The 22,755-nt window shown below is 65.8% G+C and carries 22 protein-coding genes and 1 other RNA gene; all 23 read right to left on the bottom strand.

The window, feature by feature from the left end; translation table 11 throughout:
* On the bottom strand, positions 1–1,748 hold a 1,748-nt coding region (locus HOP12_15370), incomplete at its 3' end, for a 1-deoxy-D-xylulose-5-phosphate synthase (protein ID NOT35524.1).
* Positions 1,745–2,209 (bottom strand): divergent PAP2 family protein, encoded by a 465-nt coding sequence (locus HOP12_15365; protein NOT35523.1) that lies wholly within the window; start codon positions 2,207–2,209, stop codon positions 1,745–1,747. The genes HOP12_15365 and HOP12_15370, both read right to left, overlap by 4 nt.
* 89 nt (positions 2,210–2,298) lie before the next feature.
* Entirely contained in the window at positions 2,299–3,249 is a 951-nt protein-coding gene (locus HOP12_15360) for a polyprenyl synthetase family protein (protein ID NOT35522.1), read from the bottom strand.
* 59 nt (positions 3,250–3,308) lie between these two features.
* Entirely contained in the window at positions 3,309–3,629 is a 321-nt protein-coding gene (gene xseB / locus HOP12_15355; GenBank protein ID NOT35521.1) for an exodeoxyribonuclease VII small subunit, read from the bottom strand.
* The gene (gene xseA, locus HOP12_15350) at positions 3,619–4,989 is read right to left on the bottom strand and encodes an exodeoxyribonuclease VII large subunit (GenBank protein NOT35520.1); all 1,371 of its coding nucleotides are present in this window, start codon (positions 4,987–4,989) and stop codon (positions 3,619–3,621) included. Before xseA ends, xseB begins: the two co-directional genes overlap by 11 nt.
* 3 nt (positions 4,990–4,992) lie before the next feature.
* Entirely contained in the window at positions 4,993–5,556 is a 564-nt protein-coding gene (locus HOP12_15345; protein NOT35519.1) for a DUF664 domain-containing protein, read from the bottom strand.
* 25 nt (positions 5,557–5,581) lie between these two features.
* Positions 5,582–6,610, bottom strand: coding sequence for a bifunctional 5,10-methylene-tetrahydrofolate dehydrogenase/5,10-methylene-tetrahydrofolate cyclohydrolase (locus HOP12_15340; protein ID NOT35518.1), 1,029 nt, complete (start codon positions 6,608–6,610; stop codon positions 5,582–5,584).
* Between the two features lie 659 nt (positions 6,611–7,269).
* A complete protein-coding gene (locus HOP12_15335; GenBank protein NOT35517.1) occupies positions 7,270–7,737 on the bottom strand; it encodes a hypothetical protein in 468 nt (155 codons plus the stop codon).
* Between the two features lie 17 nt (positions 7,738–7,754).
* Positions 7,755–9,317 (bottom strand): ribonuclease Y, encoded by a 1,563-nt coding sequence (gene rny / locus HOP12_15330; GenBank protein ID NOT35516.1) that lies wholly within the window; start codon positions 9,315–9,317, stop codon positions 7,755–7,757.
* A 67-nt stretch (positions 9,318–9,384) separates the two neighbouring features.
* Positions 9,385–9,579, bottom strand: a non-coding RNA gene (gene ssrS / locus HOP12_15325) — 6S RNA.
* 40 nt (positions 9,580–9,619) lie between these two features.
* The gene (locus tag HOP12_15320) at positions 9,620–9,922 is read right to left on the bottom strand and encodes a cell division protein ZapA (protein ID NOT35515.1); all 303 of its coding nucleotides are present in this window, start codon (positions 9,920–9,922) and stop codon (positions 9,620–9,622) included.
* A 69-nt stretch (positions 9,923–9,991) separates the two neighbouring features.
* Positions 9,992–10,291, bottom strand: a complete 300-nt coding sequence (locus HOP12_15315) for a hypothetical protein (protein ID NOT35514.1) — start codon at positions 10,289–10,291, stop codon at positions 9,992–9,994.
* Positions 10,288–10,626 (bottom strand): hypothetical protein, encoded by a 339-nt coding sequence (locus HOP12_15310; protein ID NOT35513.1) that lies wholly within the window; start codon positions 10,624–10,626, stop codon positions 10,288–10,290. Before HOP12_15310 ends, HOP12_15315 begins: the two co-directional genes overlap by 4 nt.
* Positions 10,619–12,466 (bottom strand): DUF885 domain-containing protein, encoded by a 1,848-nt coding sequence (locus HOP12_15305; GenBank protein ID NOT35512.1) that lies wholly within the window; start codon positions 12,464–12,466, stop codon positions 10,619–10,621. The genes HOP12_15310 and HOP12_15305 overlap by 8 nt, the downstream gene beginning before the upstream one ends.
* Before the next feature lie 141 nt (positions 12,467–12,607).
* Complete coding sequence (locus HOP12_15300) at positions 12,608–14,287, bottom strand: hypothetical protein (GenBank protein NOT35511.1); 1,680 nt, start codon at positions 14,285–14,287, stop codon at positions 12,608–12,610.
* A 65-nt stretch (positions 14,288–14,352) separates the two neighbouring features.
* Complete coding sequence (locus HOP12_15295) at positions 14,353–16,071, bottom strand: GAF domain-containing protein (protein ID NOT35510.1); 1,719 nt, start codon at positions 16,069–16,071, stop codon at positions 14,353–14,355.
* Positions 16,072–16,073: 2 nt separating this feature from the next.
* Positions 16,074–16,949, bottom strand: coding sequence for a hypothetical protein (locus HOP12_15290; GenBank protein NOT35509.1), 876 nt, complete (start codon positions 16,947–16,949; stop codon positions 16,074–16,076).
* Positions 16,950–17,027: 78 nt separating this feature from the next.
* A complete protein-coding gene (locus tag HOP12_15285) occupies positions 17,028–19,472 on the bottom strand; it encodes a phenylalanine--tRNA ligase subunit beta (protein ID NOT35508.1) in 2,445 nt (814 codons plus the stop codon).
* 15 nt (positions 19,473–19,487) lie between these two features.
* Positions 19,488–20,639: a phenylalanine--tRNA ligase subunit alpha gene (gene pheS, locus HOP12_15280; GenBank protein ID NOT35507.1), complete on the bottom strand. Its 1,152-nt coding sequence runs from the start codon at positions 20,637–20,639 to the stop codon at positions 19,488–19,490.
* Positions 20,640–20,646: 7 nt separating this feature from the next.
* Entirely contained in the window at positions 20,647–21,003 is a 357-nt protein-coding gene (gene rplT, locus HOP12_15275; GenBank protein NOT35506.1) for a 50S ribosomal protein L20, read from the bottom strand.
* 80 nt (positions 21,004–21,083) lie between these two features.
* Positions 21,084–21,281 (bottom strand): 50S ribosomal protein L35, encoded by a 198-nt coding sequence (rpmI, locus tag HOP12_15270; GenBank protein ID NOT35505.1) that lies wholly within the window; start codon positions 21,279–21,281, stop codon positions 21,084–21,086.
* 60 nt (positions 21,282–21,341) lie between these two features.
* Complete coding sequence (locus HOP12_15265) at positions 21,342–21,935, bottom strand: translation initiation factor IF-3 (protein ID NOT35504.1); 594 nt, start codon at positions 21,933–21,935, stop codon at positions 21,342–21,344.
* A gap of 258 nt (positions 21,936–22,193) precedes the next feature.
* A partial coding sequence (locus HOP12_15260; GenBank protein NOT35503.1) for a hypothetical protein occupies positions 22,194–22,755 on the bottom strand: 562 nt, incomplete at its 5' end.

Below are 22,755 nucleotides of genomic sequence, written 5' to 3'. Positions count from 1 at the left end.
GTATCGGACAGCCCGAGTCGATCGAGGCATTCGCTCACGGCACTTCCGAACCCGCCGGCGATCACGTTCTCCTCGACCGTCACGATGCGGCCGACCGAACGCGCGAGACCCGACAACAGGGTCTCGTCGAGCGGCGCTGCGAAGCGCGCGTTGACGACCGTCGCCGAGATGCCATCCGCAGCCAGCAGTTCGGCGGCTGCGAGCGACGGACGCACCATGGTGCCGAGTGCCACGATCGCCACATCCCCGCCGCCGCGCAGTTGCTCGGCGCGGCCGAGTTCGAGCAGCCGGGGATCGTCGGTCGGCAGCGTCTCGTCGGGCACGGCGGAACGCGGGTAACGCACCGCGATCGGTCCGGCGTGATCGAGGTGCGCGGCCGTCCACAACATGTCGCGCAGCTCGGTGCCGTCTTTCGGCTGCATCAGCACCATGCCGGGGATCATGCGCAGGTAGCCGACGTCGAAGACACCGTGCTGAGGCGCGCCGTCCTCGCCCACCAGGCCCGCGCGGTCGAGGCACAGCACCACCTTGAGCTTCTGAATGGCGACGTCATGGATGATCTGATCGAAGCCACGCTGAAGGAATGTCGAATAAATGGCGGTGAGCGGCAGGAATCCGTCGGCCGCGAGTCCGGCGGAGAACGTCACGGCGTGCTCTTCCGCCATGCCGACGTCGAAGAATCGGTGCGGAAGCTCGCGTGCGAATCCCGACAGGCCGGTGTTGTCGGTCATCGCGGCGGTGATTGCGACCACGTTCGGCAGGCGATGGCCGATGCGCACCACGGTCTCGCCGAACACATGACTGTAGGTCTTGCGCGAACCCTTGGAAGCTGTGCCGGTATCGGGATCGAATACCCCGACCCCGTGGAACGTGCAGGCGTCGGTTTCGGCGGGCGCGTAGCCGCGTCCCTTCTTGGTGACGATGTGCAGCAGCACCGGCTCGTCGAAGCGCTTGAGATCGGACAACGTCTCTTCGAGCACGTCCAGATTGTGACCGTCGATCGGACCGAAGTACTTGAGGCCCATCTCCTCGAACAGCACGGTCGGCACCACCAGGTTCTGCAGTCCTTCCTTGACGCGGCTCGCCGCTGCGCGGGCCTTCTCGCCCTTCGGGAGCTTGCCGAGCAAATCCCACACGTCGCCTTCCATCTGCCGGTAGAGCCGGCTGGTGGTGAGCTTGGTGAGGTAGCGGTGGATCGCGCCGATGTTGGGCGAGATGCTGTGCTCGTTGTCGTTGAGGATCACGATCAGGCGCTTGCCGAGCTCTCCGGCATTGTTGAGCGCCTCGAACGCCATGCCGCCGGTCAGCGCACCGTCGCCGATCACCGCGATCACGTCGTGCTTCTCGCCGCGCAGGTCCCGGGCGGCCGCGAAGCCGAGTGCGGCCGAGATCGAGGTGCTGCCGTGACTGGTCCCGAAGTGGTCGTGCTCGCTTTCGGAACGCACCGGGTAGCCGGCGAGGCCGCCGAGTGTGCGCAGCGTGTCGAAGCGCTCGACGCGTCCGGTCAGCAGCTTGTGAGGGTAGGACTGGTGGCCGACGTCCCACACGATCTTGTCGCGCGGGGAGTCGAACACCCGATGGAGCGCGATCGCGAGCTCCACGACGCCCAGGTTCGGCGCCAGGTGACCGGCGCGCCTCGCCACGGTCTGGATGATGAGGTGGCGCATCTCGGCCGCGAGCGTGAGGAGCTGTGCGCGCGAAAGGCCTTTGACGTCGGCGGGTGAATGGATGCGTTCCAGCAGGCTCATCGGATCCAATCCCACATCAGGGCGAATGTGACGCCGAGCAGCCCCCCGATCAGCACCTCGAACGGCGTGTGGCCGAGCAGCTCCATCAGGCGCTGAGCCTCGCGTTCCGAGTGCTCGAAGTGCTCTTCCATCAGGCGGTTGATGATCGCCGCCTGGCGCCCCGCGGCACGCCGCAGACCGGCGGCATCATACATGACGATCGCACTGAAATATAAGGTCACGCCGAACAGCGTACTCGTCACGCCGTGGTGAAGTGCGACCCAGGTCGAGAGCGCGCAAACCGAGGCGGCGTGCGAGCTCGGCATGCCGCCGGTCTCGACGAATCGGCGCAGATTCCAGCGCCGATGGCGCGCGTAGTGTGCAAACCCCTTCCACCCCTGCACCAGGAATCCGACGCTGAGTGCGAGCCAGAACGCTTCCGTAGGGCCTCCCGAGCGGGGTGGATCTTCCGTGACCGGCAGACGTTAGGGGGTGCGGCCGGCACTGCGCAACCGCGGCCCGCGCCGCCCGGCAGCCCCGACGCAGGACCCGGCGGTCGTTCGGGGTGCGATCATCGGTCGCGTTCTGCGACCGACTGCACGAGGTGACGCAGCAGCTTGCCGCGCGCGCCGATGCCGGCGAGCGAGGCGGAGACGTTCGAGAGCAGCGACTGGGCATCGGAACGCGCGCGCGCCTCGCCGACGGCTCCCGGGTAGGTCGCCTTGCCGCGGGCGACGTCGGTGCCGGTGCGCTTGCCGAGCTTGGCGAGTGAGGAGCCCGAGTTGAGCAGATCGTCGTGAATCTGAAACGCCACCCCGAGCTCGACACCGCACTGCCCGAGCGTCTCGACCACACTCGAGTCCGCCCCTCCCACCAGCGCCCCGAGCGCCATGCAGGTCCCGAGCAGGGCGCCGGTCTTACGCTCGTGAACCGCGGTGACGATCTCGAGCGTCGCAGGCTTGCCCTCGGCCGCCAGGTCGAGCGCCTGCCCCGCGATCAGTGCTTCGGGCCCGCTCGCCCACGCCAGCAGGCGCACCGCCTCGAGCACGCGCTCCGCGGCGACGCCTCGCTCGCCGAGTCGCGTCATCTCTTCGAACGCGAACGCGAGCAGCGCGTCGCCGGCCAGGATGCCGAGCGCCTCGCCGAACTTCTTGTGCGTGGTGAGGCGGCCGCGGCGATAGTCGTCGTCGTCCATGGCCGGCAGATCGTCGTGCACGAGCGAGAACGCGTGAACGCACTCGACCGCAGCGGCGGCCGGCAGCGCGTCCTTCCAATCGCCTCCGACCGCTTCGCAGGTGGTGAGCACGAACAGCGGCCGCAGCCGTTTGCCCGGCGAGAGCGCAGCGTAGCGAATCGCCTCGGACAGCGTCGTGGGCGCTTTGGCGTTCGCGGTCAGGGTCTGGTCGAGATGGGCTTCGAAGGCGGCGAGTCGATTCGCGAGGGGTCCCGTGGCGAGTGTGCCGATCGCATCGGAGTCCGGCGGGGCCTTGGTGACGGACTTCGATGCGGGTCGAGGACGCACGCTCGAACGGGCCTGCGCCGAGCGGCTGGTTCGACTCGCGGCGCTGCGACGGGCGGCGCTCAAAAGGGCAACTCGCCGTCGGACGGCTTGTCGGCAGCGCCGCGCGGGCCGTCCTCGATCGGCTCGGTGGCCGGTTCACCGTCGCTGCCTTCCACGAGCCGTTCGATGCGCTTTTCCGCCGCATCGAGCGTGTGCGTGAGGCGGCGTGAGAGCCGGATACCTTCCTCGTAGCGAGCGAGAGAATCTTCGAGCGACAGCTCGCTGCCCTCGAGCTGGTCGACGATGGTCTCGAGCCGCTCGAGGGCTTCCTCGAACGGCGGCCCCGCCGATTCGTCCGGCGCAGCGCCGGTCTTGCCGGCGCGGGGTGACTTAGCGGCCATCGGGTTCTCCGGGACGCACCGCGCTGATTCGGGCGTCGGCTTCTCCGCGTGCGAATTCGATCGTGAGGGAGTCTCCCACCGCGAGTTCGCTCGCCAGGCGCAGCAGCCTACCGTCGGGCGAACGCGCCAGGCAATAGCCCCGCTCGAGCACCAGCCGTGGCGACAGCGCTCTCAGTCGATCCCCGAGCCCCTGGACCCGTCGACGTCGCGCGTGAATCACCTCGACCACGCCATCGTCGAGCCGCTGCCGGGTGCCGGCGAGTTGCTGCCGCCGTTCGCCGATGCGCCGCGGCCACTCGCGCAGCCCGTAGCGCGAACGCACCGCCGCGAGCCGCTCGCGAAGTTGCTCGACGCGCGCCCGGATCGCACCGGTGAGTCGCTCGAGCTGATCGTCGACCCGCTGCTGAAACGCCAGGATCAAATCGCGCTGGCGTCGGAAGCCATACTTCTCGAGCAGCCGCTCGAGCCGACGTCGGCGCTCGCGCACCACCTGGAGCACGGCGCGGTCGAGTCGCTGACGCGCTGCGGTCACGGTTCGCGCGACTTCACGCGCGTCGCGGACCGCGAGCTCGGCGGCATTCGAGGGGGTTGCGGCGCGCACGTCGGCCGCCAGGTCCGCGAGGGTGGTATCCACCTCGTGGCCGACCGCGGAGATGGTGGGAATCCGTGAAGCGGCGAGCGCCCGAACCACCGGCTCTTCGTTGAACGCCCACAGGTCCTCGAGCGAGCCGCCGCCACGACCGACGATCAGCAGGTCGACGTTCCCGTAGCGGCCGAAGCGCTCGATCGCGGCGGCAATCTCGGCCGCCGCCCCTTCGCCCTGCACGCGCACCGGCGCGAGCACGATCTCGATCGAGGGCCACCGCGACCGCAGCACCGTGACGAGGTCCTTGACCGCGGCGCCGACCGGCGAGGTGACGAGACCGATGCGGCGCGGATAGCGCGGCAGCGCGCGCTTGCGCGCGGCGTCGAACAGTCCCTCGGCCGCGAGCCGCTGCTTCAACTCCTCGAGCGCCAGCAGCAGCGCACCGATCCCGGCCGGCCGCATCTGCCGCACGATCAGCTGATAGTTGCCGCGCGGCGCGTAGACGTCGACGCCACCGAACACCTCGACCTCGGCGCCGTCGCGCGGCTCGAACATCAGTCGGGAGGCCTGCGGCTTCCACATCGCGCACGCGATCACTGCGTCGCGGCCCTCCTTGAGGCTGAAGTAGAGGTGGCCGCTGTCCGGTTGCTTGAGCCCCGACATCTCACCGCGCACCCACACCGCCGGGAACGAATCGGCGAGCGTTTCCTTGATCGCGCGCGTGATCTCGCCGACCGAGAGGATGCGTTCGTCGGATGCGGGCTGCGTCGCCACGGCTCAGGCGCCTCGATCGGCGAAGCGCCGCCGCAGGCTGAGGATCTGATAGTGGTGCCCGGCGAAGTGCTCGAGCAGGTGATAGAGCACCCAGCTCACGTTGCCGAGGAATCGCCCGCCCTGCGGTCGCGGCAATTCGAACGTGCGCGCCAGCTCCGCTTCGTCGAGGGCGACCAGTGCGGCCCGCGAGTGCGAGCGCGCGCGGCGCAGCAAATCGTGAAAGTAGTCGATGTCGCGTTCCGCGAGGTTCGCCGGGGGCGGCGCTCCCGAGGCCAGTGGCATGCCGCCTTCCTCATAGGTGAGCGGCAGCGAGGCGGCCTCCCCCCATTCGCGTCCCAGCACGCCCATGTTGGTCCAGCCCACTTCGACCAGCGCGATGTGCGCGAGCAACATGCCCGGGGTGTTGTCACCCGGCTCCGGCTGCCACGCCAGTTCGCGCGGGGTGGCGGTCTTCGTGTCGTCGATGAGCCGTCGCAACTGCTCGTCGAGCTGGCCCAGGAACAGTCCCGCGGTGCGCGAGCGAGCGCTCGCGTCGGAAGTGATCGTGCGCTGAATGGTGGTGCTCATGAGCTCGAGACCTCGCATGCGGACTTCATCGAGGGGCGCCGGCACCCGCCCCGGTGCGCTGGGATTCCACCGCCTGAACCACGTTCGCCATCAGGGCCGCCACCGTCATGGGCCCGACGCCGCCCGGCACCGGCGTGAGTGCCGCGGCGACTGTGGCGACGTCCGGTGCGACGTCGCCCGTCAACCGGCTGCCCTTCGGGGCGTCGGGGTCGGCGACGCGATGGATCCCCACGTCGACCACCGTCGCGCCGCGCCGGACCCAGGTGGCGTCGACGAACTCGGGCCGGCCGATCGCCGCAATCAGCAGGTCGGCCGTGTTCGCGAGCGATTTCAATCTCGGCCCGCTCCCGCTGTGCCCCAGAGTCACGGTCATGTTCGAGCGCTTGCTGGACAGGAGTGTCGCCAGCGGGCGGCCCACGATGTTGCTGCGCCCCAGCACCACGGCGTGACGACCGGCCAGTGGCACCTCGTAGTAGCGCAGCAGTTCGAGCACGCCGCGCGGTGTCGCGGGAACGAAGCCCGGCAGGCCGGCCGCGAGCCGCCCCGCGTTGACCGGATGAAAGCCGTCGACGTCCTTGTGCGGAGGCACTGCCTCGAGCACCGCATCGGCATCCGCGGGGGCCGCGAGCGGCAATTGCACGAGGATTCCCGACACCGCGGGGTCGGCGCCGAGCGATCGCACTTTCTCGATCACGGCACGCGTATCGGTGCCGGCCGGCAGCGTCACACGGTGCGGCTCGATTCCGACTTCGAGGCATGCCTCGGTCTTGCGCTTGAGGTAGATCGCCGAAGCGGCGTCTTCGCCGACCGACAACAGGGCGAGTCGCGGCTCGGCACCGCTCGCTCGCAGCTCCGCGAGGCGCACGCGTGCGGCGCCTCGCAACGCGGCAGCCGGTTCGTCGCCGCTCAGGCGCCGCGCCGTCGCAGTCGCACCGATCACGTGAGGAATCTGGAGTCGTTCGATCGAGCGCGCTCGTCCGGTCGCAGGATCGAGGTTTAAAAGGCAGCCGTTGAGGCGCAGGTCGCCGCTCGCAGGTGACAGGCGCGCGGGCATCAGCGTGAGAAAGCGCTGGAGTGCCGCGGCGCGGTCCATGCCGATCACCGACTCGAACCCGCCCGTCATGCCGGCATCGCACAGGAAAGCGGTGCCGTTCGGGAGCACCCGTTCGTCGGCGGTCTGCACGTGTGTGTGAGTGCCGACCAGCGCGCTGATGCGACCGTCGAGATGCCATGCAAGCGCGACCTTTTCGGCCGTCGTCTCGGCATGGAAATCGACGAAGATCGCGTCGCAGCGACCCTTCAGATTCTCGAGCGCGACTTCGGCCGAGCGAAACGGATCCTCGTACTCCTTCATGAAGACGCGTCCGAGCAGATTGACGATGCCGATCCGCGTGCCATCGCGGGCGGTGAAGACGCCCCACCCCTGCCCCGGAGTTCCGAGCGGCATGTTCGCGGGGCGCACCAGGCGAGTCTCCGAGGCGAGGTATCCGAACGCCTCCTTGCGATCCCACAGGTGATTGCCGCCCGTCAGCACGTCGACACCCGCCGCGTAGAGCGCCTTCGCCGAGTCCTGGGTGAGCCCGAATCCGCCGGCCGAGTTCTCGCCATTGCAGATCACCAGATCGAGATCGTGACGCCGCCGCAGGTCCGGCAGCAGGTCTCGCACCACGTCGCGGCCGGGTGCGCCGATCACATCCGCGATGAACAACAGGTTCACGGGTGCGCTCCCCACGAGCGGGTGGCGACGGGCAGCGCGAGGGCGGCGCGTCCGGGTGCGAGCGCGCGACGATTCGCGGCCTCGAGCGGAGCCTCGACCCAGAAGCGGCCGTTGACGACAAACGTGAACGCGACCGAGTCCGGATCTCCGAGCGAGTCGAGCGAGCGCTTCAGCTCCCAGGTGCCCTCGTCGCGTTTCATCGGCCAGGCGTCGGGATCCCAGTCGTTGAACGAACCCACCAGAGAGACGCGGCGCACACGCAGCTCGTTCATGCGAATGCTGTCGCCGGTCGCACCGTAGGTGGTCCAGCGATAGCGTCGCGGCGAGAACACGAAACGCGCCCGCTCGCTGCGAACGCGAACCCCGTAGTTCGTCGCGGTGGCGGGGCGCTCACGCTTCGCGAGTGCGAGCACCATCGCCACCGCGGCCAGCGCGATCGCCAGGCATGCGAGCAGTCGACCCATCGAATTGGCCTCCGTGCCTACTTCGCGTACTCGACCGCGCGCGTCTCGCGGATCACCGTCACGCGGATCTGTCCCGGGTACTGCAATTCTTTCTCGATGCGGCGTGCGATCTGTCCCGCCAGGTCGTGCGCGCGCGCGTCGTCGACCTTGGCGTGCTCGACCATGATGCGGATCTCGCGTCCGGCCTGGATCGCGTAGGACTTTTCGACTCCCGGAAACGCGCCCGCGATGCGCTCCAGCGCTTCGAGCCGCTTGATGTAGATCTCGAGGCTCTCGCGCCGTGCCCCGGGGCGTGCGCCCGAGATCGCATCGGCGGCCGAGATCAGCACCGGCCACAAACTGCCACCCGCGTAGTCGTCGTGGTGGTAGCCGATCGCCTCGAGCACCGGCTGCGGTTCGCCGTAGCGGGCCGCGACTTCCATGCCGAGCGCCGGATGCGTGCCCTCCTGGTCGTGATCGATCGCCTTGCCGATGTCGTGCATGAGGCCCCCGCGCTTCGCCATCTTCTGCTCGAAGCCGAGCTCGGCCGCCATCATGCCCGACAGGTGTGCGACCTCGATCGAGTGCCGCAGGATGTTCTGACCGTACGAGGTGCGGTAGTGAAGGCGGCCGAGCAGGTGCTGCAGTTCCGGGTGGATGCCGTGCACACCGACTTCGAGGCACGCCATCTCGCCGAGCTCGCGAATCTTGCCTTCGACCTCCTCCTTGACCTTGGCGACCACTTCCTCGATCCGCGCGGGGTGAATGCGGCCGTCGGCAACCAGGCGCTCGAGCGCCTGACGCGCGATCTCGCGTCGAACCGGATCGAAGCCGGACAGGACAACGGCCTCGGGTGTGTCGTCGATGATCACGTCGACGCCGGTGATGGTTTCGAACGAGCGGATGTTGCGGCCCTCGCGCCCGATGATGCGCCCCTTCATGTCTTCACTCGGCAGATGCACCACCGACACCGTCGACTCGCTGACCTGGTCGCCGGCGTAGCGCTGGATGGCCACGGTGATGATCTTGCGGGCTTCGCGCTCGGCGTTGCGCTGCGCGGTCTCGCGGACCTCGGCGACCAGGCGTGACGCCTCGACGCGCGCCTCGCTCTCGACCGCTACCACCAGTTCGCGCCGTGCATCGGCGGCGCTGAGCCCCGCGATGCGCTCGAGGCGCAGGGCCTGATCGGCGAGCAGTGCATCGAGCTCGGTATTGCGCGCGGTGACGGACTGCTCGCGCTGGCCCAGCTCCTGCTCGTGGCGCTTCATGTCGCGGTCCTTCTTCTCGATCACCTCGACACGGCGATTGAACGCGACTTCACGTTCCTGAAAGGCCCGTTCGGCCTCGAGTTGGGCCTGCCGCTGCGCGGCGATCTCGCGCTCGCCCTGCTGGCGCAGGCGCAACGCCTCTTCCTTGCCCTCGAGCACCGCGGTGCGGCGCAGCGCCTCGGATTCGCGCGCGGCGTCTTCGGTCACACGCTTGGCCTGGCGCTCGGCGCTGCCGAGCTGGGCGACCGCGCGACGGGCGCGCAGCAGGTAGCCGGCCGTAAACGACAGCGCGGCACCGAGAACGATGCCGCCGATCCAGCCCCACGTATTCATCACACCCTCCCGGCGGAACCGCGCGGAGGCGCCTCAGCGCCGGGCCGCGGGCCCGCGAGCGGGAAGAAAAATCCCCGCCGAAATACCGTGTGCAGGAGAGTTCTTGAGACCTGGAAGAACCAGGTGGGTCCGCCTTCGACCGGGTGAGTCCTCCGCCAGACCTTGTGGCCCGGGGTGCGACGTCGCCAGCCACCGACAGTCCCTTTGAACGTATTTGATGGTTCAAGAACTTCATCGTGCATCACGAGCACGGCAGGGAAATCACGTCGAATGAAGCGCCGAACCTCCGAACGAACGGTCGCTCACCGCGTCTCGCCGTCCTGCAGAACTTCCTCCAGGACCGCATTGAGACGCGCCGCATGGGTGTCGAGCCATCGCTGCTGATTCTGGTGCGACGCGCGCTCCTTGTGCAACTCATCGGCGATGTTGAGAGACGCCAGTATGGCCACTTTCGACAGCGTCGCCACCGGGACCTTCTCGGTGATCTCGCGCATCTTGCGATCCACGTACGCGGCGACCTCCAGAATGTACTGCTGGTCGGCCTCGCTGCGGATCGTATAAGTGTGGCCGAAGATCTGGACCTGGACGACGCTTTTCGTGTCCATCGGTGCCTCCGGCTCGCCGTGATCGCCCTGCGTTGGTTTGGTTTCAATTCCCTCGCAAACGGCCGAGGGCTATGCGTCGAGGCGTTCGAGCTTCTGCGCGATCGCTTCGATCTTCGAAGCCACTTCGCGCCGCTCGCTGTGCCATTCCTTCTGCTCCTTGCGAAGCGTCTGGATCTCGGACATCAGCGCCGGCACGTCCTGGCCCTGGAGTTTCGTTTCGGAATCCGCCACTCGTTGCTGCAACTCGTCGCGTTCGCGGCCGAGCTTCTGATTCTCGTCGCGCAGACGCTGCACCAGCGCCGCGGCGCGTTCAACGCGCTCGGCCAGCCGGTCGAGATCCGTCGTCATCGTCAGCGTGTCCTGCGTCATCGTTCTCTCAATCGGCCGCCGCATTCCTTCGCGACCGCCGCGGTCATGCGGTCGAGGCTCGCCTGCACTTCGGCTTCTTCGAGCGTGCGCTCCGCGTGCTGGAATTGCAGCGCGAAGGCGAGGCTCTTCATGCCGGCCGGCATTCCCGTTCCCGCGTACACGTCGAACAACTCGATGGTCTGCAGCCACTCACCCGCCGCCGTCGAATTCGCACAAGCGATACGCGAAGCGCCCAGCGCAACTCCAGCGCTGGCAGCGAGTTTCCAGCCGGAGGCAGAATAGGCTCGCGATTCCGGACAGTCAACGCCAAATTCGTCCGGGCAGCCGCTACCCATTTGCCTTCTGAGCGACGCCCTTCTGCTCTTCGTCGATCCACTCGTGGACGACCTTGGCGAGCAAGGTGAGCGGCAGCGAGCCGTTCGTGAGCACCACATTGTGGAACTTACGGATGTCGAAGCGATCGCCTAGGACTTCCCTCGCGTGGGCGCGCAGCGCGAGGATTTCGAGCTGCCCCACCTTGTAGGCGCACGCCTGCCCCGGGTTCACGATGTAGCGTTCGATCTCGGTCGCGACTTCACTCGAGTCCATGCCGGTATTGGAGACCATCCACTTGATCGCCGAGCCGCGCGTCCAGTGCTTGCGGTGGATGCCGGTGTCGACCACCAGTCGCACGGCGCGGAACAGCTCAGCCTGAAGTGCACCGATCGAATCGTACGGCGTGGGCTGGAATCCGTTCTCGAGTGCGAGCCGCTCGGCATAGAGCCCCCAGCCCTCGGCGTAGGCCGTGAACGGAAGTACTTTGCGGAAGAACGGCACTCCCTTCAGCTCCTGCTGGATCGAGAGCTGGAAGTGATGGCCCGGAATGCCCTCGTGATAGGCGAGCGTGCGCATGTCCGGGCGCGAGGTCTCGTTCGGGTCGCGAAGGTTCGCGAAGAACACGCCGCCGCGCGAGCCATCGAACGCCGCCGGATTGTAGTAGGCGCCGGGCGATCCCTTTTCGTTGAACTCGGGCACCCGGTGGACTTCGAGCTTCGCCTTGGGGCGCACGTCGAACAGATCCGCGACGCGACGATTCGCGTCGTCGAGGATCGCCTGATAGCCCGCGAGGATGCTCTCTCGCGCCGCCGCGACCGTGCCGCCGAAGTGAAAGCGCGGCTCGTCGCGCATGCGCTTGACCGTCGCTCCGAGCTCGCGCGCGTCGTAGCCCTGCCGGTGCAGAATGTCGCGCATCTGAGTCTGGATCCTCGCGACTTCCCCCATCCCGATCTGGTGGATGCTGTCGGCCGGCAAGTCCGAGGTCGTGAACGTTCGCAGGCAGTAATCGTAGTAGGCGTCGCCCTTCGGCAGCTTCCACACGCCGTCGTCGTCGGTGGCGGTCTTGATCTGCCGCTCGACCACGGCACTCATGCGACCCCACGCGGGGTCCACGACTTCGCGAATCGCCGACTCGAGCTCGCCGAGCAACTTCGTCCGTTCCTCGGCCTTGAGGCCCTTGAGTTCATTCTTCGTGCTGTCCGCGAAATGCAGGTAGAGCGGATTCGCCTTGGGCTCGAGTGCCTTGAACTCGTTGACCTGCGTGAGCACCTTTTCGAGCACCCAGCGCGGCGGCATCACGCCCTGCTTCTCCCGCAGTTCGACGCCCGCGAGCAGCTGGTCCACGGCCACGCCGAACTTGCGCGTGCGCTTCACGTAGTTGCGCGCGTCCTCCGCGGTCTTGAGCGGCTGCAGCGTGGTCATGAACTCCGGCAGCTGACTCTGGAATCCGCGCAGCTGGTTTAGCGGATAGTCGTAGAACATGAACGGCTTGCCGCGCTGCTGGTCCTCGAGGAAGTAGTCGAGCACCTCGGCCGATAGTCGCTCCTTCAGAGTCATGCCTTTGCGCGAGTAGCTCCGAAGCATCGCGAGGTTCTCGTCCACCATCTTCGCGTCGGCCTGAGTCTTCGCGGGCGAGAAGTCGCCGAGGTCATCCTGGTAGTAGGAGATCGGCGTGCCGTTGAAGATGCCCAGCATGGTGAGCATCATCGGTTCCTTGACCGCGAAGCGCAGGAACACGCGCGCATAGAACGCGTCGATCTGCCAGGGACGGAACCAGATCGTGGGCACCAGCCAGATCGCGGCGACCGCGAGCAGCACCAGAAGCACGCGTCCGAACCAGCGGCGAACGTTTCGAGCCAACGGAATCCTCCCCGCGCTTGTACGTGTGTGAGGCGCGACTCAGGCCGGGAAGCGGCCGAGTAAGCGCGTATCGAGTCTCAGAAATCGTGGATTCGTCCGGATACGGGGTGCGAGGCGGCGATCCGGTCGGGTCGTTTCGACTCACTTGAAGGAGATGGGAATGTCGAGTGCGCGAATTCTCGCCTTCTGCGCGAACCGTAGCATGTACAGGAGTCGCGTCGACGGCGTCTCGCGCTGAGCGGCAAGTTCGTCTTCGATGAGATAGTTCAAGAGTCGGATCGTCTCACACCAGAGATCTGCAAAGTACATCCAGGGCACGAGGTATTGCAGCCCGGGGTCCAAGTTGCGTTTCGTCGCCGCCGATTGTCGCGACAAGCGCAGAGCGAGCCAGAGTCCGGGAAGTCGCTTCGAGAATGGACTGGCCTCATCGTCCTTAAGCTCGACACGGTTGAACAGTCTCTGTGGTGGCGCCTTCGCGTCGATTCTTGAGTCGTCCTCGGCACGGTCGAGAAAGAGCTCGAAGAGTGACAATTCGAGCCGCACGAAATCGGAGAACAGATGATCGGTCCTCTGCATCTCCGTGCAGTCGATCACCCGGACCTGTCCTGCGTCGATGTCGACCAGCACATTGTCAGCGTGCAGGTCGCCATGAGCCAAGTGCTCGTAGTTCGGCCCCGGCGCGATGATCCGCGCTTTGGTCAGCTCCCGACCCGTGATTGGACCCACGCGGAATGTAGAGCGCCGCTGGAACAGATTCGGCGCTTCATAGCGCCAGCCGGGCGTTGACCCGAGTCGACTCAGCGAGTTCTCGATCCGCTTATCCGGATCGCTCAGGTACTTGAGCATCGACCGTCCCTTGGCGGTGGCAATCGGGGTGTCGAGTGCTCTCAGGAGCGAGTGAATCGTCGCTCGCAGCCCGTCCAGACTCTTGGCCGGGCAGGAAAGAAGGGCGCGCGAGAGCGTAGTCCTCGAAGTCAGTGCGGTAAACGATCCGACATAGCAGTCTCCCACCGCGGTCCTGTTCCCGGCGCGCTGTTTGGGCACCAGCACGAATCGCTTCCAATGCGGATCCCGGCTCGCATTCCGTTCCGCGAGCAACTCAGAGGTTGCATTCGATCGCGGTCGAAGTTTTAGGAAGAACTGCGATGCCGAGCGACCAGAGGATGGTTCCTGCAGGTTCACGAAGAGCTTGCCCGAACGGCTGTGGCCGGCGACTGGATGGGAAATCAATGCGGCCGCCCGATTGTCTCGATTCCTTCGTCTACCATCCCAGAACTGTTGGATCACCACGTCGCTAGCGAGATAGGTCGCCAGCCCGCCCTGAGGCGAAGACTGAGTGGCGTCGTCGAGCTCGGGAAGTCGCCAGCCAGGTGGCAGGTCGTCCGCTTGAATTGGCAATTGCCAGTTGCGTTTCAGTCGCGGCAGCCGTTGCTCCAGCGCGAGCAGCACGGATTGCGCGAGCCCCTCAGGATTGGACAAGTCGACCGTGATGCTGTCCCAGTCCGAGTACTCCCTGAGATCGATCGCGGCGTGATCTTCCTCCCCCGGCATCGATGCCTGAGTCATTAGAACGATGCGAGGAGCTAGGCTCGGGTTCTCGCGTCCACCCTCCCGCTTTCCGTTCCAGCGTTGCTCGGCAACGAGTGTCTCGATCGTCAATCGTCGTGCCGCGGTGCCGGCGTTCGATAGCACGTCTAGAAAGACAAAATGCGGTGGGAAAATCTGTGATTTCGAGGCGACGTCATCGAGGGAGGACGCAAGCAGAAACTCGGCCCGCCGCTCCATCCCGACGCGAAGCGTCTCGGTGAGTTCCGGGTCCAAAGAGTTCCAACTGGCGGTGCGACTCGAGCACAAGAGGACGCGCGGTCTCAGCGGCTGGGCGGCACTCATCGAACGATCCGAAGCAGGAACACGAGCTCATAGCCACCCAATGGAAGGAGTCGCGGCCGGTTGCCAAGAAAACAGGAGTACCGGGAGCAGAGCTCGTCGAGCGCGTTGGAGTCGAATAGGACCGTCTCGCGCGTGAAGCTGCGGGTCTCGGGAGGCAGGAAGTCGAGGATTTCCGCGGACTGATCGGGAACTGCGACCGTCAACTTGAGAAACCGTTCCTGCTTCGACCCCTCCGTCCGATCGCATCGGATCTGGATGGCTCGTAGTCGCTCGGGACCTGCGGACGCGTGCGCGATGCCGACCATGCTCAGTAGCACGGTTCTGAGATGACGCGGCGGAAGTCCGATCTGCGCATTTCGTCCCACCTTGAGGAGCGAGCTCGCCAGTTCCTCGAAGTGGTTTCGCGCCAGGGATCCCTTTGCGGGCGCGCCATCCCGTCGGGCGCTCGTATGAATGAGTGCATCGCGGACGCGCATGTGCAAACCCGATGACACGGGGTCGAGGAGTGCCACACGTCGCTCGAGCTGTCGCCGGGACCGCGTGATCACCTCGGTCAAGAGGTGAACATCCCCCGGTGCGAGCCGACCGGTACGAGAGATCTCGTCGAGTCGGCGTTCAGCCAGTCGCAGGCCGATCGCATCCAGCCTTTCCTGATCTACGGCCGTCTCGGACGCCATGATTCCGTCGATCATCTGGGCCGCGAGTGCAGCATAGACAAGGATGAGCGGGCGCAAGAGCTTCGGAATGCCGTACGGGATCGGTGATCCCAAGAGCAGAACACCCACCAACCGCCCGCCGCTGACGAGCGGTACCGTGAACTGGCTTCGGGTGGAGAGCTTAACCGGACGGTAGTCCTCGCTCGTCGTGACGTTTGGCGAGTAGATCTCTCTTCCCGTGCGCGCAACCTTCAACACGATCCCGGAACGACGCTCCGCGAGGTCGATTTGAAGTCCGGCAGCATTGTCGCGAATCTGCTTCGAATTGAGCCCCGCCGTGGCCGCGGCGCGCAACTGAAGCGAAATGCCGCGCCGAAGCAGGATCGCCACCTCCGCGTCTCGATGCAACAACGCATGGAGCGCTTTGGCAATGCGACGCAATCGCGCGTCGTTCCCCAACGCGGTTCCACTGTCTTTCAATTGTCGGGCGGAATACGCGAGGCGATGATGTTGAAGCCGCCGCAGGAGCCCGACAAGTCGTGATCCTAACGCGATTCCGAATTCCGGGCTGAGAAGCGAGCGAGTAATGTGCGGTGGCCGGTTCGCAAATTCCAGATTCAGCACCGCGAGCAGCTGCCGACTGCGGGGCTCGAATATCGGAACCGTGACCTGGTATCTCGTGTCCGGGTGGAGTTTGCGATAGTCCTTGCGGCGTCGGCTCACACGACCGAAGAACGGCGCGTGCGTCCGCGCGACTGTTCCAACGATTCCTTCTGACTCCGTCACGCGCCAATCGCGAATCACATCGTCGTCGATCGGGTAGCCCTCGTGGACGATGAAGTCGAAAGCTAGATTGCGAAAGAAGAACAGTCCCGAGGCATGCGCGTCGAAACGGCGATTGAGACGTGCGAGCAGGCGCCGATAGGCGATCGAAACCGTCTCGGTGGAGGCCACACGGCGTGCCGTGAATGGATCACTGCTGACCAGAGTTTCCAGACGGGAACTCTTCCAGGCGTCTTCGAGCAGCTTGACGGAGTGGACGACCTGCTTCGCCCCCATGGCTATTTCGCCCCCGTCTGCGCAGCGGCGAACGCCGTCTTGGCGATGACGTCCCACTGACGCTCCATCTCGTCCCGCTTCGACATGTAAGCGAGCGTCGGTGAAGGCGGACCATGGAGACGAATCTGGTCGTACTTCATGGCCAGATCACGAATCTCGATCGGGTCCGTCGAAGTTGCGTCCTTGAGTCGTTCGAAAGTGGATTCGAGTTCCTCGACGTTGTCCACGTACGCGAGCGTCTTGGTCAGCAATCGGAAGCCAGCGTAGCTCACGAGAAACGTCAGAAGTATTTCGATCGAAAGTTCGGAAACGGGCCTCGCGACCCATCTACCGAAGGTCGAGCTGATGCACCAGAGGGCCGCGCCGCCGATCAACACTGTCAGTAGCTGCAGTTGCTTCAGTGTCGCCTGCTGAATCTGCAGCGAGAAATAACAGCTGTATCCGTAGACATACTTGAGAGGGCTCGTGGTGGCTCGAGCTTCGTCGGCACGAATGAAGCGGAGAAAGTCACCTCCCGGCAAGCGTGCTCCGATTGCGCGAGCGAGGCCGCTTAGCCAGGTCTTCCCGGCGGCCGGCAGCGAATGCCTCGCGTCCGCCGCTCTCCGCATGAGCGCACCGCGAAGCTTGCGCGCATGAGCGTGGGGCCCGCGCTTGAGCAAGTTGACGATGATGCTGGTCACCAGCAAGACCGGCGGAATCAAGATCAACCGATCGGGTGGGTGGTCCTCAGGCAGCGTCGTGAGGTAGACGATGAAGGCGGCGCAGCCAGCCTCGATCAGAATGTCGAGCATCTCGAGGAACTTTGCGAGTTCTTCGAAGCCTCGAGACTCGGCCAACAATGCGTCTTCCGGACTTGCTTCGGGAGGTTTCGCGGCCATGCGACGGTCTCCTGAGACGCGCCTATCGGCGCGGGCGGGGCAAGCAACGAGCACACTATCTAGGCAGATTGAAAATTGCTACGTGCGATCGCGAAGTTGCGCTTGATGCTGCGTCGAGACGGATTTCACGATCCGTTCTAGTCGCTCGGAGATCTCGGACTCGGTCAGTGTCCGCGTCAAATCCTGAAACACGAGCCGATAGGCGAGGCTTCGAGTGCCGGCCGGCGATGACGATCCGCGATAGTGATCGAACAGATCCACGGACCGCAGGCTCTCGCCTCCGGAGGCGAGAATACTGTGCTCCACCTCGCCACTGAGTACCTGATGCGGAACATGGAAGGCGACATCACGGTGAACGGCCGGATACCTGGGCAGCGGCGTCGCGGTACGAACCTCCACAGAAGACTGGATTAGCGATTCCATTTCGACCACGAACAGAAAAACCGGCTGATCGATCTCCCAGGTGCTCAGGAACGCCGCTGACAATTCGCCCAGCCAGCCGATCGGCTTCCCCGCATGCGAGATTCGGGCACCGCCGGCGCCTCTCCAAAATCTCGAAGCGTGCGGATGCCAGCCGGACTCACCGGCCTGCATGCGGGCGAGCCACGCCTGCGCCATTCCCTTCGCATCGAGAAAGTCGACGGCTCCCGACGGATCGAATGCATCCTTTGGACTCGCCGGTGCGGGATCGTGCGTGTGCGCGAGTCGTTTGCCCGAAAGCACCGCCGCGATCTGAAGCGACTCCACCGGAAGCGGGCCCGATGTGTCGGCGAACACCCTCCCCACTTCGAACAGTCGAACGGCGCCCGCACGTTGCCGAAGGTTCAGCGACGTGGCCCGCAGGAGTCCGGTCACGAGGTCTCCGCGCAGCCACTCCCCTTCTTTCGACATCGGATTGAGGAGTCGCAAGTGGGCCGCCTGACGATCGAGCAGTGCGGCGGATTGTGCGTTCTCGGCCTCCGACACGAGTGAAGAAGTGATCGCTTCGTCGATCCCCAGTGCGACCATCGCGTCGCGAGCGGCGCGCACGCAACGCTCGACCGGCGATCGTCTCGCGTAGGCTCCGCTCGATCGAATCGGATTCTCGGGGATCCGATCGTAGCCATTCGCTCGCGCCACCTCCTCGACGAGGTCGGCCTCCACCGTGCAATCCGGTCGCCACGAAGGAATCGTGACGTCGAGCTCGCCAGCAGACTCGCGAACCCCGAACTCGAGTCCCGCCAACAATTCGGCACAGCGTTCACTTTGCAGCGGAATGCCGATCAAGCGCTCGCAGCGAGAGGCACGCAGTCGCATCACTCGCGCGACCGGTGGAGTCGACTGAAACGCGGATCGCTCGATGCGCGCGTCGGGTGCAACGTGCGCGAGCAACGCGTCGAATCGTGCGACTGCTCGTGGTCCGAGCTCCGAATCGACTCCGCGCTCGTAGCGGCGCGCCGCCTCGGTGCGGAGCCCCTGAGCCTGAGAGCTGCGGCGCACGCATCTGGCGTCGAAATGCGCACAGGTGAGCAGAATGGTGCGCGTGCTCGCTTTGACTTCGCAGTCGAGGCCGCCCATGACACCCGCGATGTCGAGCGCTCTCGAAGCGTCGGCGAGAACCAGCACCTGCTCGGACAATGTGCGGGCCGTGCCATCGAGCGTCGTGATCCGCTCGCCGGGTGTCGCCCAGCGAACGCGAAGCTCTCGTCCCTCCAGCTTGTTAAGGTCGAACGCATGCATCGGGTGCCCGAGTTCGAACAGGACGAAGTTCGTGATGTCGACGATGTTGTTGACACTGCGCTGGCCCATGAGCGCAAGGCGGGCGACCAGCCAATCCGGTGAGGGGCCGACGCGAATTCCCGAGATCTCCTGGGCGTAGATCGAGGTGCAGGCCTCGGGGGCGAGATTTTGGAGTGGGAACCGCTGATCGGGCACGGGAGCCGCCAACATCAAATCGACCGCGCCGGGCTGCCACGAGCCAGCGAGGGCCGCTTTTACTTCGCGGGCCAGGCCCATCACGCCGAGTCCGTCCGGACGGTTGAATGGAGTCTCCACGTCGAGCACCGCGTCGGACGGTCCCAAGACCGAGTCCAGCGCCGCGCCCGGCGTCGAAGGCACCGAACCTCCGGAAGTCGGAACGCGGAACAGTCCGCCGCCCTCGGAGGTGCGTCCGAGTTCGGTCTCGGAGCACAGCATTCCCGGGCTCACCACCCCTCGGATCTTCGATTCGCGAATGCGCAGGCCGCTCGGCAGCACGCTGCCAACCGGGGCCAGCGCCACGAGCCAGCCGAGTTCGAGCTCCGGCGCACCGCACACGATTTCGAGGGAGCGCCCTCCCAGATCCACGGTCACCAGCCGCAGTCTATCGGCTCCGGGATGCGGACGGATCGCGTCGATACGCGCGACCAGCAGCCCCGGCAGCGGCGGACGCGTCCATGCCCAGTCGACCACGTAGAAGCCCCGCGTCGTGAGGGCTTCGGCGATCACCTCCGGCGATCCATCCACCGCGACCAGTTCACGCAACCACGAAATCGGCAGTTTCATTTGGACTTGGTTCTCTCAGAACTGGTGGAGGAACCGCAGATCGTTTTCCAGGAAGGATCGAATCTCGGACACGTGATGTCGGCCCATCGCGATACGCTCGAGCCCCATGCCGAACGCGAAGCCCGTGAACTCCTCGGGATCGATGCCGACCGCACGGAACACATTCGGGTGCACCATGCCGGCGCCCAGCACCTCCACCCACTTGCCGCCCTTGCACACCGGGCAACGCTGGTCGCCGTTCGCATCCTTGATCCGGCCGGTTCCCGTACAGGAGGCGCACTGAATGTCCATCTGCACGCCGGGCTCGACGAACGGAAAGTAGATCGGAACGATTCGAGTCGGGACGTCGGCCCGATAGATCGCTCGCGCGAAGGTGTTGAGCGTCGACTTGAGATCCGCCATCGAGATGTCCCGATCCACGCACAGGCCGTCCATCTGGTGAAACTGGTCCATGTGGCTCGCATCGATCGCCTCCGCTCGGTAGACGCGTCCCGGAAATACCAGTCGCAGAGGTGGTTCGATTTCCTCCATCGCGCGCACCCATCCCGGCGAGGTGTGCGTGCGCAGAACCCGTCCGCCGCCGAGCAGGTAGGTATCCTGAGCGTCCCGCGCCGGATGGTCGGGAGGAAAATTGAGCTTCGCAAAGTTGTACTCGTCGAGCTCGACCTCGGGGCTCGTGTAGACGGTGAAGCCCAACCCGTGAAAGAGATCGAGAAGTTCGTCGCGCACTTGCGCGAGTACGTGAGTGCGCCCCGTCCACGAGCGCCGGCCCGGCAGGGTGACGTCGATCGCTTCGATCGATTCCGCGACGCGATCGAGGCGCTCTCCTTGGGCCTTCTCGAGCTCCTCGAGCAGCCGTTTGGCGAGATTCAGCGCGCGGCCGACCAGCCGCTTCTGTTCGAGCGGCAACCCGGGTACCTGCGTCAGTGCGGCCGAGTAGGCACCGTGTTCTCTCGACAACGCCCGGTTTCGTACCGCCTGCAGGGCGTCGCGGTCCCTGGCACCCGCCAACGCGCGGGCGAACCGAATCGTCTCGTCAGAAACGGACTCGCTGATCGCGCGTAGCTCCGCGATCGAGTCGCTCCAGTTCGGCAGCAACTCCGACGGCTCGCCGCTGCTCCACGAAGGATCAACGGCGGCGCCCAACAGTTCCGCGATTTCGGCCATGGACCGCCTAGGCGGCGGCGGACTTGGCGACGTCCGCCAGCTTCGCGAACGCTGCCGCGTCGCGCACTGCGAGATCCGCGAGCAGCTTGCGGTTGACCTCGACGTTGGCGCGCTTCAGGCCCGCGATCAGCGTGCTGTAGGACATCCCGTTGATCCGGGCGGCGGCATTGATGCGGGTGATCCACAGGCTCCGAAAGTCGCGCTTGCGCAGGCGGCGATGCTCGAAGGCGAACTGCCCGGCCCGCTGCATGGTCTGCAATGCGGTCTTGTAGAGCTTGCGACGGCCGCTGTAGTTGCCCTTGGTCGTCTTGAGAACTTTTTTGCGGCGTGCGCGTCCGGGAACGACGGTTTTTGCGCGTGGCATTGGACTCTATCTCCTGCCGAACGGCGTCGCGGTGACGCGAGTCGGGTGGGGGTCGGCGTTGAAGGTTCGAAGGGAAGCGGCTAGCGGCGACCCAGCATGCGCAGGACGCGGTCCTGGTCCGGAGCGGCCACCAGCGTGGTGCCGACCAGCTTGCGCTTGCGGCGACGCGACTTGCCGATCATGCCGTGGCGCAGCCCCGACTTCGCACGCGAAGCTTTGCCACTGCCGGTGACCTTGAAGCGCTTGGCGGCGGCGCGATTGGACTTCATCTTGGGCATTTCGTTCTCCTGATCGCCGCATCCTCGAACGGGCGCGCGGCTCTTATGCCGAAGGCGGGGTTAGACGCCGTCCGGACTCGGTTCTGGATTTTCGATCTTGGGTGCGGCCTTCGGCTGCTGTTGCTGTTGCTGCTGAGGCTTCGGCGCCATGACCAGCGTGAGCGTGCGGCCTTCGGAGCGCGCGTGCTGCTCGACCTGCGCGACGTCCGCGAGTTCGCTCACGATTTTCTCGACCAGACGGTGTCCGATTTCCTGATGCGCCATTTCGCGACCGCGGAACATGATCGTGAACTTGACCTTGTCACGCTCGCCGAGGAACTCGCGCGCGTGGTCCATCTTGAAGCCGTAGTCGTGGTCGTCGATCTTGGGCCGCATCTTCACTTCCTTGAGCTGCATCACGTGCTGATTCTTGCGAGCCTTGCGCGCGCGCCGGTTCTGCTCGTACTTGTACTTTCCGTAGTCCATGATCCGGCACACGGGAGGCCGGGCGGTCGGCGAGACCTCGACCAGATCGAGCCCCTTGGCCTGCGCCATCGCAAGCGCATCGCGCGTCGCGACCACGCCGACCTGGGAGCCGTCCTCGCCGATCACGCGAACTTGCGGGACGCGGATGCGCTCGTTGATGCGGGGCTCGGGTGCACGTTGGGCCGAAATAGCTGAACCTCCTGTTGGCGCACCAGCGCGCCGGGGAAAAGACGAACGCCGGGTGGAATCCCGGCAAGCGGAATCCCCACCCGGCGTCGGACCGGCAAGGCCACGTGCGTGTACGCGGTGTGGCCTGGACCCTTGAGCGGGGCCACGAGGGCCCGCGGGGGTGAGAAGCGCGGGGGCTTCTGCTTACGAGAACGGCGCGCAGTCTAGGCCATCCCGAGCCCGGCTGGCAAGGTTTCCGTGGTCCTCCCCCACGATCGCCTACTGGCGAACGAATCGAGCGGTATCCGGGGCTTCGAGCACCAGCCGAACACCGATCACGCGGCCGCGGGTGTCGCGCTCGAACCAGCCCGGATAGGAGCGGTCGGCCTCGAACGCATCGACGTCGCCGAATGCGAGCGGCAGCGGCATCGTCCCGAGCTTCATCGAAAGCTCAGGGCCGCGCGTCGCGACCGAGAGCGGTCCCCAGTCCGGGTGCTCGTAGCGCCCGGCGTAGGCCGACGCAGGCGCGGACAGCCGCGCGCGGACCGTCGAGTCGCGGCGATCGGAGGTTGCGAGCTCGGGCGCCGCCATCGCCAGCAGTCGTGCGGTCACGTCCGCGGGCTCGACCCCGAGCAGCAGATCGTAGAGCTCGGCCGCGATCGCTTCGGCGGCGAACATCGAAATGCCACCGCGATTCGCGAGCACCACGACACCGGCCCGCCGCGAAGGCATCAATCCGATCAGCGCGCTGGCCCCTTCATATCGGCCATTGTGGACCACGAGCGGGACGCCTCGATGCTCGCGCAGATCCCATCCCAGCCCGACCCCGACACGCTTCTGC

The sequence above is a fragment of the Candidatus Eisenbacteria bacterium genome (assembly GCA_013140805.1).
Classification (GTDB): domain Bacteria; phylum Eisenbacteria; class RBG-16-71-46; order RBG-16-71-46; family RBG-16-71-46; genus JABFRW01.
Note: the sequence above shows the minus strand (reverse complement) of the source record. Positions and strands in the feature narration are given on the sequence as shown.